Here is a 13,051-nt window from a genome sequence, read left to right on the forward strand (position 1 = left end):
ACGGCGGGATGCTTTTTAGCAGCCCTGTTTTTCTCCCCCCTTCTCGCAGTCGTAACAGAAGAGGTAACAGCTGCGGCATTAATTATGGTAGGAGTGCTTATGGCTTCCTCCCTCCGCTTTATTGAATGGGACAAGCTCGAAATTGCCGTTCCGGCTTTTCTGACTATTGTTGCGATGCCCCTGACATACAGCATCGCTACCGGTATTGCATTTGGCTTTATCTTTTATCCCATTACCATGCTTTTAAGCGGCCGCCGCAAAGAAATACATCCAGTAATGTATGTGCTGCTTTTCGTTTTCCTCGCCTACTTTTTCTTTTTAAGCGAATAATATATGTAAACAAACAGGCTGTTGAGAATGTTCCTTCTCAGCAGCCTGTTTGTTTCCTTCTGTCATTGTATACACTAGAGATGAATCAGCACTTTGCCGAATTCACCTCCAGATATACGTCTTATATATATGATGAACCTAAAAAATAAAGACTGTATTATTTAGGAACAGCCTCTTTATTCTTTATTAAATCTGCTATTGTTGTCTGTCTTAGTTCATCTTCCATTTTCAATTCTGCTGTGGACATTACCTGTTCAATGGCACATCCTTCTCCGTGATTGAAGTGGCAGTCAAACAGCGAAGATTTTCCTTCAATTGCATGAATGATATCGAGAAAAGAAATAGATTCCCATTCACGCGGTAACGAGTAACCGCCATGAGCGCCCGATGCAGAAACCACGAGCCTTTCTTTTACTAACTTCGTCAATATTTTCGATAAATACGTTGGAGATACCGATTGTTGTTCCGCCAGCTGCTGGACTCCTACAGGCTTGTCCACTTCAGAAGTCACAGCCAGATGGAGCATAGTGTGCAGTGCATAATTGGTTCCTTTAGAAAACTTCAACTACTTCACCTACTTTTAATAATAAAGATATCATAGACTTATTTTATCTTTTATGAATTTTTCTGTCAATTGATATCGATGGCCTGCTGTTAAAATGTATGTGCACAAGTTCTTTACAGGAGCCAAAAAGAATCCTTCTACTGAAGCGAACCAGCGATCGTATCTATATTATGACGGAACATTCCTTCGTAGGTTCCTTCTTCTGTTCCTGCGTCTCCCATCGCATCCGAATACAATTCGCCTCCGACCTCCACTTCATGATCCTGCCGGGCGGCTCCTTCTATAATGGCATTAATAGAGCGTCCGGATACGCTGGATTCTACAAATACAGCACCTATCTCCCGCTCTACAAGCAGATTCACAATGTTATCTACATCCCGCACGCTGTACTCGGAATCCGTACTCAGCCCCTGCAGTCCTTCTACTTCCAAATCATAGGCGCCGCCGAAATATCCGAAGGCGTCATGAGCTGTAACGAGAACCCTGCTTTCGTCCGGGATCCTGCCCAGCTCTTCTTCCGCATAAGTATCAAGCTCTGTCAGCATGCTCTTATATGCCTCTCCCTGCTGCTCATAATATTCACTGTTCTCTGCATTCAGCGAAGACAGTTCTTCTGTTACAGCGTCCGCCGTGTAGCTCCACATGTCCGGATCAAACCAGACGTGCGGATCCGTTGAATCGCTGTCCGCTTCGGTCTGGAGCATATCTTCTGGAATATTCTCCGCTACGGGCACAGCGGTTGTTTCACTTCCTACATTATCAAACACTTCCTGCATGTTCCCTTCCAGATTCAATCCATTGTAAAAAATAATATCGGCATTCGCCAGTTTGCCTATGTCTTCCTGGGTCGGTTGATACAGGTGGGGATCCACTCCCGGTCCCATTAATGTTTCCACTTCTACATATTCGCCGCCGATGTCGTTAACCATGTCCCCGACCTGAGAGGTAGTTGCAAGAATCCGCAGTGGTTCCTCTTCGCTTACAGAAGTATTCTCTTCCGTGCCACAGGCCGTCAATATCCCCGTCAAAGCAGCAATACAAATTCCGATTCCGGCTTTTTTCAACTTGCTTCCTCCTATGTTTTGCCTATAGGCAAATCTTATAGTAAAAAAATATAATTTAGCTAAAGTCTAAAATGTTTCCTTAAGGAAAGAATAGACTATTTTTTATTTTTCGTCAATTATCTGCCCCAAATAAAAAAAGCCCTGTTCAGGACTTTTCATTCGCTGCTTGAACATTCAGGACTTCGGCAGCCTTTTGAACCGTCCTGATAATACTGGCATACCCTGTACAGCGGCAGAGGTTCCCCGCCAGAGCTTCCTGAATGTCTGTAACAGACGGATCACTGTTTTGATCTAAAAGAGCTTTAGCCGCTACAATCATGCCGGGCGTACAGTATCCGCACTGAAATCCGCCCTCTGTCAAAAACGCTTCCTGAATGGGATCCATCGCTTCTTTTGATCCGATTCCTTCAATGGTCGTTATACTGCTTCCTTCTACCTGGCAGGGCATCAGCAGACAGGCATTCATCAGCTCACCGTCTACCAGAATTGAACAGGCTCCGCAGCGTCCCACCCCGCAGGAAATCTTGGTCCCCGTCTGCTGCAGATCCTCTCTAAGCACGTCCGCCATTCTTGCTGACGGATTCCCACTGTAGCTCACCTGTTGGTTATTCACCTGAAAGTGAACGTCCTGTTTCACCGTGCTGTTATACCCTGGCTTCATATTTATTCTCCTTTCGGCCGAGCTTCATCAGCTTTTCCTTGGAAACCGGAATGCTCGTAATATGTGTACCGAGGGCCTGAAAAACAGCTTCAGCAATCGCAGGAGCCACAGCCACCGTTCCGATTTCACCTACTCCCCGCGGTCCGTACTGGTCATTTTCATACAAGTCTTCAATTGCTTCCACTTTCATTTCGGCCGGAGCATCCTGAATACTTGGAATCATATACGTATCCAGGTTATCTGTATCATACTGCCCATTCGTCATCGCGGCATTTTCCATTAAGCTGTAGCCGATCGACATCACGCCGCCGCCTTCCACCTGGCCTCTGTATCCTTTAGGATTTACTACGGGCCCTGCCGCTACAGCATGCTGCAGGTCTATCACTTTGACGACGCCAAGACGCATGTCAATTTCTATTTCCACCACAACGGATCCAAATGTATATAAGAAATGACCGGAATCAATTTCATCAGGTGTAACCGGAAAATCAAAGGTAGTCTGGACTTCCAGCGTTTTCTCCGGAAATGCTTCAGCGAGCTCGCGGTAGGTTATGGCCTGTTCCCTCGTTTCAAACTTATAAAGACCGCCTTTTCCTGTATAAAAATCCGCCGGACTTTTGTCCAGAAGTGCGGCAGCCCGTTCAAACAGCTGCTGTTGAAATAATGGCTTCAGGCGCTGGACGGCATGATAGACCATGCTGGTTCCGCGCGAGGCTGTAGTTGACCCTGATACCGGGACTTTTTCGGTATCTCCAATAAGAAAACAAACATCTTCCCTCCGGCATTCGAAAGCCTGAACGAGAGTATTTTCAATAACTGCTACGATACCCTGCCCGCACTCCTCAAATCCAAATACGCCTTCTATTTTCCCTTCCTGGTTCAGGCGGATCATGCCTCCGGAAGGATCCAGCCTTCCGTATCCAAGCCCGCCGCCGTGCATTGTTACAGCCGTACCGATCCCGCGCTTAATATATTTGCCGGGGGGCTGCTTTTCTTTCAGCTCTGCTTCCTTTTCTTTTCTTATCCGTTCAGCTGCTTCCAGGACAAGCAGTCCGCCATTAGTCGGCGCAATACGGTGCCCGAGCGGCCCCGGTGACTCATTTTTTCTCATATTGGCTGCCTGAAATCATGCAGATCCATATTTAAAGCTGCAGCAAGCCGGCTGATCTGGCCTTCGAGTGCAAATGTGATCTGGTTGCCGCCAAAGCCGCGGAATTCGCCGGCTACACCGTTATTTGTGTAAATGGATAAGCCTTTTGTATGCACATTTTCAATGTCATAAGGACCGGAGGCATGCTCTACGGCAAACTCCAGAATAGCCGGTCCCAGCGTGGCATAGGCTCCCGTATCAGCTTCAATATAGGTCTGGTGGGCGAGCAGCTTTCCTTCTTTGTCCGCCCCGGTTTTCATTTTAATTTTCATTGCATGGCGTTTAATACCGGCACGAACGGATTCTTTACGGCTGTTATGAATATGAACCGGTTTTCCTGTTTTTAACGCAAGCAGCGCTGCATAAGGCTGAACGTTAAGCTCATCTTTTCCACCGAACGAGCCTCCCATTGGACTTGATACTACACGGATATTCTCTTCTTCCAACTGTAGAATTCTGGAGAGCTGAAACCGGTCTTTCAGGCCGTGCTGAGTGCCCATGTAGACGGTAATGCCTCCGTTTTTTTCCGGCACCACCACCCCGCCTTCTGTTTCCATATAAGTGTGCATCTGCCGGGGCGTTTCATAGGTTTCCTCCACCACCACATCGCAGGACGCAAAAGCTTCTTCTGCACTGCCGCGTTTCTGCTCAGCCTGATGAAGAATATTTCCCCTTTATGAAGCTCCGCTGCTTCTTTCGCCAGGCTTTTTTCCATCGTATCCAGAATCGGAAGCTCTTCATACTCTACAATAATTTTATCCAAAGCTTCTTCTGCAGCTTCTTTGGAAACAGCTGCGACTGCTGCAACGGCATCTCCCATGTATCGTACTTTCTCTTCGCAGAAGACGGGCTGATTCGGCGTTACAATGCCGAACCCGTTTAAACCGGGAACATCTGCCGCTGTAATGACCGCCTTTACGCCGGGAAGTTCTTCAGCATCTTTTGTGTGAATGCTTTTGATCAAAGCATGGGGATAATGGCTCCGCAGAACCCTTCCATAAAGCATTCCTTCCATACGACGGTCTGTTAAATATTTAAGCGATCCCGTTACTTTCTCTATTCCATCCGGGCGGATTTTCCCATCATTTTTCAGGGGCATTGCTTACCTCCTCCTTTTTCCATGTCTCCAGCGCCGATTCCAAAATCATGCCGGCCGCCATTTTTCGATACTCTGCGCCTGCAAATACATCAGATTCCGGGGCATAATCCTCCAAAATAGTGTCGCAGGCTGTCGTGACAGCGGCATTTGTCAGTGCCTGATTTCCAGACAGGATTCTCTGCATGCATCCGCTGCGGCGCCTGATCTCCTCCGCCTACAGCGATTCGTACATGCTTGAGCCGTCCTGCAGGGGTCCAGTCTGCAGATGCGGCTACCGTTAAAATGGAAGGACTGAAAGTTTCCCGGCTGCCTACCTTTCAAAAAATCAAGCGCCGGTGCCGGCAGGGGAATCTTCACAGCCAGAAGCAGTGTGGCTTTTTCCTGCATCAGGCTTAAATATTGGTCCAGGGGGCCACCTGCTCTCCTTTTTCATCTATGAAATGGACTTCGGCATTTAATGCAAGCAGGGACGCCGCCGCATCGCCTTTGCGATAGCCGATGTTTCCTCCAATCGTTCCCTGATTTCTGACAGCAGGCGAGCCGACAGCTCCGGCTGCTCTGCATAACATGGAAGCGTATGCCTTTAGAATAGGATGATTCATGCAATAACGAAGAGGCACATCCGCTCCAATGGAGAGAACATCTTTTCCATCGAGCACTTGTCTTTGCAGTGTTTTCAGATCCAGAGCCTTAAGCATAATCATGTAGGGCGGCAGCGGCACACCTTTTTCCCGCTGGAGCTGAAAAGTGGTGCCTCCCATCATAAAGCGGATCTCTTGCCGTATTTTTTCTTCATCTGCCAGGCTTCTTCTATTGTATTAGGTATTAAAATGACACTGTTTGCAGCAGCCATTGGTAATCTTCCTTTGTGTCTATGTCATAGAAAACTCATCACTCCACCAGGAAATAAAGCTTCCTGAAGAGAATCATCACCGCGGAGAAGGGAGCGCGCGCCTTTGTCTCCTTTAAGCTGTTTCAAACGGGGAAATAGCTGCTTTTGCAGCAGAAGCGGCGGCTGCAGGAAACCTTCTCCTTTTACTGCTGCATAGTCATGTGACGCTTCTTCACACGTACTAATTAATTGATTGATGATGTCTGCAGTAATCAATGGCTGGTCGGCCAGCATAACGATGACTGCTTCCGCCCCGACAGCTTCTGCTTCCTCTATACCGCGCCGCAGGGAATAAGCCTGTCCTTCCAAAGCCCGCTCCGCCTCCACCGTTTTCCATTTGTTTCTCAAACCGCTGTGATAAAATCCGGAATCGATCCATTCGGTATCTGCGCCGGGACGGGTAATAATAAACGTGGCATCCAGTCTGGATATAAGTGCCTGCTTTAAGGCAGTACTCCCAAGCGTAAAATCGCCTGCCGGCAGATGAAGCTTACTTTCCTGCATGCGTGTGCTCTGTCCCGCCGCCAGGTAAATGCCGACTATTTTTTTCATCCTGCCGCCTCTTTGATGGCAACGTGTTTCGACAAATGAATGATTTCTGCTAAAATACTAACGGCAATTTCCTCAGGCCCTTCGGCTTTGATAGAAAGGCCGATGGGAGACGTCACCCATTCCGGAAGTTCCTGTCCCTCAAGCAGCTTTTCCGCCCTTGCCTTGGAGCCAAGGATACCAAGATATGCCGGACGCCTGGGAATCAGGCTCTCCAGCAGTTCTTTGTCGTACTGAAAATGATGGGTCATTAACAGTACAAAATCGGAAGCAGAAACAGGCACCTGTTCAGCCAGTTTTTCAGGAAATCCACAGTGGACGGCATCTGCTGATGGATAAATATGCGTTTGGCACCTTTCTTCCCGCCAGTCTGCAAGAGTTACGGAAAAACCGCTCATTGACGCCATATGCACAAGCGGTTCTACGTCTGTTCCGGCTCCGAATATAACGAGCCGCCGTTTCGGTTTGATTAGCTGCGCATACATTACTTCTCCGGAAGGAGCAATAAATCGGCCCATTTTCTGCCCGACGGGAATTTCTCCTGCCGGCACCAGAAACGTTTCCAGCTGTGTCCCCTTCTCCACGCGAAGTACAGCCGCTTCTTTTCCTTCCTGCAGAAGAGCTTCAATCGTAAACAGCCGGTCGACCTCTTCAGTTCTCAGCGGCTCCATGTGAACAAGTACACTTCCATTACAGCCGGACCCTTGTCCCCAGGAAAGCGGATCGTATCCGCGCATATCATACTCCACCGTCCGGGCTCCGTATTTCCAGACCTCCTCCGTTCTCGCGGCAACATCCTGCTCCAGACACCCGCCGCTCAATACTCCAGTCATACTGCCATTTTTATCAACAAGCATGGTAGTGCCTTCTTTTCTATAGGCAGAGCCTTCCACGTGAATAATAGTAGCCAGCATAGCTGGTTCGCTGCGGTTCATACGGCGCAGGGCCTGAATAATGTTGTGCAGGTTTTCCATACGGGATCTCCTTTCTACTTTACTGTTTTCTGGATGGAGTCGAGCATGCGCTTAATGGAGATATTTGATTGGGTAAGCACTGCTGATTTGTTTACGGTTAGATGCTTTTTGTTTTCCATAACAATCTTTCCATCAATAATTGTGGTTTCCACGTCCTGTGCCTGGGCGGAGTAAACAACGCGGGAATAAGGATCGACCGTTTCAGATGGATAGCTGTGAAAATCACGCAGATCCATTAAAAATAAGTCTGCTTTTTTGCCGATTTCAATACTTCCCAGTTCATGATCCATTCCTATCGCTTTCGCCCCGCCGCGGGTAGCCATGCGGAGTACCTTTGCCGCAGGCATGGCAGTCGGACCGTGAGTCGGCTTTGGCAGCAGCGCAGCCAGTTTCATTTCGTGAAACATATTCAAATTATTGTTACACGCTGCCCCGTCTGCTCCAATGCTGATATCACAGCCGTCGGCATCGAGGCTGTACGTATCGGCTATACCGGAGGCAAGCTTTAAGTTAGAGCCTGGACAGTGCACCATTTTTACCTGCTTTTCTTTAATAATCTGTTTTTCTTTTTCATTGAGCCAGACACAGTGCGCCAGAATAAGGCGTTCGTTCGCAAGCCCAATGTGGTCAAGGTATTCTACATTCGGCATGCCGCGCTGCGATTCAACCAGCTCAATTTCGCCTTTATTTTCCGAAGCATGGGTGTGAACATATACATTATAATAAGCAGATAAATCACGGACTTCCGTCAGCAGTTCTTCTGTGCAGGATACAACAAAGCGCGGACTGAAGGCATACTGGATTCTGCCGTTGTCGTAGCCGTGCCACCGTTCCAGAAGATCTACACTCTGCTTGATGGAACTTCTCGTATTTTCGAGCAGCTGCGGGGGCACACCTTCTCCAACATCCATCATAACTTTTCCGGAAAGAGCGCGGATTCCACTTTCAGCTATTGCCTGAAACGCCGATTCAGTATGATGAACGGTTTCCATATCAACAATCGTGGTGGTTCCGCCGCTGATGCATTCTCCGATTCCAAGCATGGCTGAATAATAAAGGGATTCTTCGTCGTGGGCGGCTTCAAGCGGCCACAGCTTTTTCTTCAGCCAGTCCATCAATTCCATATCGTCGGCCTGGCCCCGAAAAATCGTCTGGCATAGATGAATATGCGTTTGGATAAACCCGGCAGCACCGTTTTACCAGTACCATCGATAATTCTTGTCTGACCGGGATCCGAAGCCTGGATATCTTTTCCTAGTGCTGCGATGCAGCCATCCTGTATGAGTATATCTCCGTATACAATCTCCATTTCATCATTCATCGTGATAATCTCAGCGTTTTTTATTAGTATGTCTTTCATAAAAATCCCTTCTTTACTGTGTATTTGGGATAAAAAAGCCGGAGAAATACACAGTCCTTCGACTATGTGCTTCTCCGGCTTCCATTCTTCTCCGCTCAGCAGAGAGACAGCTCCCGATTTTTTCGATTAAAAGAGGCAGCCCGGATGAACAGGCTGTTTCCTTTACGTTGATTAATGTCATCGTATGAAAAAAATGGCAGCTTGTCTTGTTATTTGTTAGATCTCCTTACATATTTTATGTAGTAACATAGATAATCGCCGCGGCTTCTTCTGTGACGGGATCAAAGTCTTTTAGAATTGTTTTCACGTTTATAGAAAGCTGCTTTTCCAATTCCTCTTTTAAACGCTCTTTAAATTCTTTAATCAAGGTCGTATCCACCGTTAATGTGAGTTCTGGATACTTTTCGTGAATGGCTTCCAGCGCCGGCACACGCTGATGCTCTCCAAACACAAGAATTTTATCCTGCAGCACTTCAATCTTCAGCTTTCTGACCCCGACCTTATACATTTCCTGGTTTACTTTGTTGTAAATCTGCGCCACTTCTTTCCGCAGTGTTTTTTCATCCATGTTGTTATATATGTTCATGCGGTACCTCCTCGTTTTACTGTAATACAGTCCTTCAGACTTCCGGGCTGTTTATGTATATACTCTAACAGCTTTTTTATCATACAAAAACCGCCCCCTGCCTGAGCCGGGAGCGGTTTCTTTATTTTTCCTGGGTTTCTTTAATGCGGTCGAGCGTCATTTGATAGCTGTCATTTCCATAGTTCAAACAACGCTTCACGCGGGATATGGTAGCCGTACTGGCTCCGGTTTCCGTTTCAATCTTGTGATACGTATTTCCGCTCTGCAGCATTCTGGCTACTTCCAGGCGCTGCGCTAAAGATTGAATTTCGTTTATCGTACACAGATCATCAAAAAATGCATAGCATTCCTCGAGATCCTTCAAAGACAATATAGCCTGAAACAGCTGATCTAATTCTTTTCCACGAAGTTTATCAATCTGCATTCTTTACACCTCACTTTAAAACGAATGTCCAACTTTCATTCCTGCTGTAAAAGCCGCTTCTTATATGCTGATGAATAGGAAAATAGCTGACTTATTTTGTTAGGTTAACATTCTATCCTGTACTTTTACAGTTTAACGCATAATAGAAGGAAAGAGTACCGTTTTCTTATGAACGTCAAAAATTCCCTTTTGGGTTACCCGGATGTAAGGCAGATGGGTAGAGGAAAAGAAAAGCATGCTGTAAATAGGGTCAGCGTGCTTGTATCCCCGCTCCCGCAGCTTCTCATCGATGCTCTCATGCTTGGCAATAACTTCTTCCATCGGTGCCAGCGACATTGCGCCGAACAGCTTCAGCGGAAGTCCTTCAATCACTTCATTGTTTTCTACAAGAAAGATGCCGCCGTCATTCTGCTTAAGCTCTTCAAAGGCACGGAGCATATCTTTTTTACGTTTACCGATTAAAATAATGTCGCCGGTGTTGGAAAATGTCGTGGCAAGGCCGCCCAGATTCTCGGCAAATCCTTTTATAACGGTATTAATCCGCCATTTCCCATGCCGGTCCAGCATCGTAAAAAAGCACTCATCGTGATCAGGATCAAGCTCTTCGTTAGTCGCATCCACGCCTATCTGATATGGCTTTAAAATCACCGAATTCACCAGCTCAATTCCCATCGGCATGGAAAAATGCAGATCTTCGTCGGAAAGATTCCAATCAAGCATTAACGGGTGTACGCCGTATTCACTCCAGGAAAAATGCTTCTGCGGATAGAGGTTCTTTTCCTCTCGGTATACCCATTTCCCTTTGGCCATGACTGCTTCCGGCTTTGGCGTGGAGGGGTCTTTCAGAAAGTTAATATGGGCAATACGTCCGGGCGCAATCATTCCAACGTAGTCATCAATACCAAGATGCTTCGCGGCATTATAGGAGGCCATTTCATATGCTTCTATTTCCGGCACTCCTTTTTCCAGCGCTATTTCAATAGTCTGATCCATCACCCCGTCTTTATAAAAAGCGGGTGTGGAGCCGTCTGTGTTCATGGTGAACCGGCTGAAATCAGTAATACCTGCTTCAAGCAGGCCTTCCAGCATTTTCGGCAGATCCGGTCGGATGGAAGAGTAGCGCAGCGATGTAGTCATTCCTGCATCGAGCCTCATTAACGCTTCTTCAGCCGTCATCGCCTCGTGATCGCCCGACACGCCGAGCAGAGCCATTTGTACGATCGTTTTTTCAGAAGCGCCCGGCAGGTGGCCTTCTATAGGTTTGTTTATTTCTTTTGTCTGCTGCATCCAGTGGAGAATTGTATCGTCTCCGGTCATGACTCTTGGCCATGCCGTAAGCTCGCCGCCCTGGACGACCAAAGGATGCTCCACCCATGCCATCATTTTGGAAGGAGAAAAAATAGAATCCTCTTCCTCCATTTCCGTCTGAGCGTCATACCGTGCCCACCAATACATGGAAGTCGGAAGGTTATCCAGTTCTTCAATCAAAGTAAGCGCTTTCTTTTTTTCAACATGCAGAAAGAAAAACATATTGTCATTTACCAGTGTCGTTGTTCCCCGCTGAGATGCATAAGCTGCAAATGTATGAGGGTTGTAAAGCTGAAACGGATGCACATGGGGCTCTATATAACCGGGCACAAGATACTGGCCTGTACAGTCCACTACCTCTGCCTGATCTGTATTATCAGGAAGACTGTCTCCTACGTATATAATTCGATCATCCGCTATCCATATATGGCCTTCCAGCCATTTTTTCCGTGCACTGCTCAAATACGTCGCATTTTTTAATACAATGTCAGGTGAGCGTTGTCCTCTAATAACGGAAAGTTGGTTTCGCAGCGTTTGTTTGTTCCATCTAAATAACCGGGATGCCATGTTTTCACCTGCTTTGCTGTATTTTTATTGGTTGGTTGTTTACTCCCATCGTATCACACTTTGCCTCTGTACTCCACGAAAGGAAGTGACAACTGTGGGAACTCTGCCTTGTTAAACCGGGCAGTCCACCCATATCACTGTATCAAAAATAGAGGGGCTGCTTCGTTTCATTGAGAGGAAATCTCCCATTGTAATTTCACTGCCGGCAATAAAACAGCCCTCCGCCTGGCCGGCAGAGGGCTGAGATGCATCAGGTGGCAGCCGATATGGCTTTATGGCCGATGTCTGTACGGTAAAACAAATTAGTCGTATCAAGATTTTCAAGCTTCGCGTAGACATTCGTCTGTGCTTCTTCAAGCGTGGAGGCTTTTTCTGCAATTAACAGCACGCGGCCGCCTGCCGTTTTGTACTGACCTTCTTCCTCTTCAACTCCTGCAAAAAAGAGCATATCGGAATCAGGCACCGAGGCTATCGGCTGGTGCTTTGCATAGGATCCCGGATAGCCTTTGGAAGCGGCCACTACCCCGAGAACCGCATCATCCGACCAGGAAAGAACAGGCTTTCTCCCGGCGAGCAGCTCCATGATCACTTCCACCAGATCGGACTCAAGGCGCGGCAGGACAACCTGCGCTTCCGGATCGCCAAAACGAGCATTAAACTCGATGACTTTAGCTCCGTCGTTTGTCATCATCAGGCCGGCATACAAAATACCGGTAAACGAGCGTCCTTCCTTTACAAGCGCTTTGGCAGCAGGTTCGAGCACCTGCTCCACTGCTTCCTGAACCTGCTTTTCCTTAAACTGCGGCACGGGGCTGTAGGCACCCATTCCGCCTGTATTCGGTCCCTGATCCTGATCATAGGCGCGCTTATGATCCTGCGCCCCCACCATAGGGATAACCGTTTCCCCATGGACAAAAGCCATCAGTGACAGTTCTTCTCCGCTCAAATACTCTTCAATGACGACTTCCGCGCCGGCACCGCCGAATTTACTATCTACGAGAATGTCGCGGAGTGCTTCTGCGGCTTCCTCTTCCGTTAAGGCAACGGTAACTCCCTTGCCGGCAGCCAGACCGTCCGCCTTGATCACAATGGGTGCACCAATTTTCTGCACGTAAGCGTACGCCTTTTCATAATCAGAAAACACTTCATAAAAACCAGTCGGAATATTGTAGCGTTCCATAATATCTTTAGCAAACGATTTACTGCCTTCAATTTCAGCGGCAGCCCGGGAAGGTCCGAATACGGTAAGCCCCTCTTTATGAAAACGGTCCGCCAGCCCTTCAAGCAGCGGTACTTCCGGACCAATCACGGTCAGTCCGATCTCTTCCTGTTTTGCAAAGGAAACCAGGCCGTCATGATCTGACTCGCTGATTTTTATGCATTCTGCGGCTTCTTTCATACCAGGATTGCCAGGAGCCGCGAACACTTTATTGGTTTTTCTGCTTTTTGAGAACGCCCACGCTAGAGCATGCTCCCGGCCGCCTCCGCCGATAACAAGTACATTCATAAGTGGATCGCTCCT

The 13,051-nt window shown here is 47.6% G+C and carries 12 protein-coding genes and 2 pseudogenes; 1 reads left to right on the forward strand and 13 read right to left on the reverse strand.

The features are described 5' to 3' along the window. On the forward strand, window positions 1-330 hold a 330-nt coding region (locus MMY81_RS30185; protein ID WP_274622851.1), incomplete at its 5' end, for a solute carrier family 23 protein. 157 nt (window positions 331-487) lie between these two features. On the opposite strand, the gene MMY81_RS30190 is transcribed toward MMY81_RS30185, so the two are convergent. The 13 genes and pseudogenes from MMY81_RS30190 to purD form a co-directional block, all read right to left on the reverse strand. After that, on the reverse strand, window positions 488-895 hold the full coding sequence (locus tag MMY81_RS30190; protein WP_120193787.1) for an Rrf2 family transcriptional regulator: 408 nt from the start codon (window positions 893-895) through the stop codon (window positions 488-490). A gap of 137 nt (window positions 896-1,032) precedes the next feature. Beyond that, entirely contained in the window at window positions 1,033-1,959 is a 927-nt protein-coding gene (locus tag MMY81_RS30195) for a metal ABC transporter solute-binding protein, Zn/Mn family (RefSeq protein WP_252315731.1), read from the reverse strand. Window positions 1,960-2,104: 145 nt separating this feature from the next. Continuing rightward, window positions 2,105-2,620 carry a (2Fe-2S)-binding protein gene (locus tag MMY81_RS30200; RefSeq protein ID WP_252315732.1) on the reverse strand — a complete coding sequence of 172 codons (516 nt, stop codon included), beginning with the start codon at window positions 2,618-2,620 and terminating at the stop codon, window positions 2,105-2,107. Next, a pseudogene (pucD, locus tag MMY81_RS30205) lies at window positions 2,604-4,869 on the reverse strand (xanthine dehydrogenase subunit D). Before pucD ends, MMY81_RS30200 begins: the two are co-directional and overlap by 17 nt. Beyond that, the gene (locus MMY81_RS30210) at window positions 4,853-5,053 is read right to left on the reverse strand and encodes a hypothetical protein (protein WP_252315733.1); all 201 of its coding nucleotides are present in this window, start codon (window positions 5,051-5,053) and stop codon (window positions 4,853-4,855) included. Before MMY81_RS30210 ends, pucD begins: the two are co-directional and overlap by 17 nt. A gap of 208 nt (window positions 5,054-5,261) precedes the next feature. Further along, window positions 5,262-5,633, reverse strand: a complete 372-nt coding sequence (locus tag MMY81_RS30215; RefSeq protein ID WP_252315734.1) for an FAD binding domain-containing protein — start codon at window positions 5,631-5,633, stop codon at window positions 5,262-5,264. 113 nt (window positions 5,634-5,746) lie between these two features. Continuing rightward, complete coding sequence (locus MMY81_RS30220) at window positions 5,747-6,313, reverse strand: NTP transferase domain-containing protein (RefSeq protein WP_252315735.1); 567 nt, start codon at window positions 6,311-6,313, stop codon at window positions 5,747-5,749. Continuing rightward, on the reverse strand, window positions 6,310-7,284 hold the full coding sequence (locus tag MMY81_RS30225) for an XdhC family protein (protein ID WP_252315736.1): 975 nt from the start codon (window positions 7,282-7,284) through the stop codon (window positions 6,310-6,312). The genes MMY81_RS30220 and MMY81_RS30225 overlap by 4 nt, the downstream gene beginning before the upstream one ends. 14 nt (window positions 7,285-7,298) lie before the next feature. Next, window positions 7,299-8,644: pseudogene (locus MMY81_RS30230) on the reverse strand (5'-deoxyadenosine deaminase). A gap of 235 nt (window positions 8,645-8,879) precedes the next feature. After that, the gene (locus MMY81_RS30235) at window positions 8,880-9,230 is read right to left on the reverse strand and encodes a Na-translocating system protein MpsC family protein (RefSeq protein ID WP_252315737.1); all 351 of its coding nucleotides are present in this window, start codon (window positions 9,228-9,230) and stop codon (window positions 8,880-8,882) included. Window positions 9,231-9,351: 121 nt separating this feature from the next. Continuing rightward, the gene (locus MMY81_RS30240) at window positions 9,352-9,654 is read right to left on the reverse strand and encodes a YerC/YecD family TrpR-related protein (protein WP_252315738.1); all 303 of its coding nucleotides are present in this window, start codon (window positions 9,652-9,654) and stop codon (window positions 9,352-9,354) included. Window positions 9,655-9,786: 132 nt separating this feature from the next. Next, a complete protein-coding gene (locus MMY81_RS30245; RefSeq protein ID WP_252315739.1) occupies window positions 9,787-11,529 on the reverse strand; it encodes an adenine deaminase C-terminal domain-containing protein in 1,743 nt (580 codons plus the stop codon). A 250-nt stretch (window positions 11,530-11,779) separates the two neighbouring features. Then, entirely contained in the window at window positions 11,780-13,036 is a 1,257-nt protein-coding gene (gene purD / locus MMY81_RS30250; protein WP_252315740.1) for a phosphoribosylamine--glycine ligase, read from the reverse strand. Window positions 13,037-13,051 lie beyond the last annotated feature (15 nt).

The sequence above is a fragment of the Sinobaca sp. H24 genome (assembly GCF_023845525.1).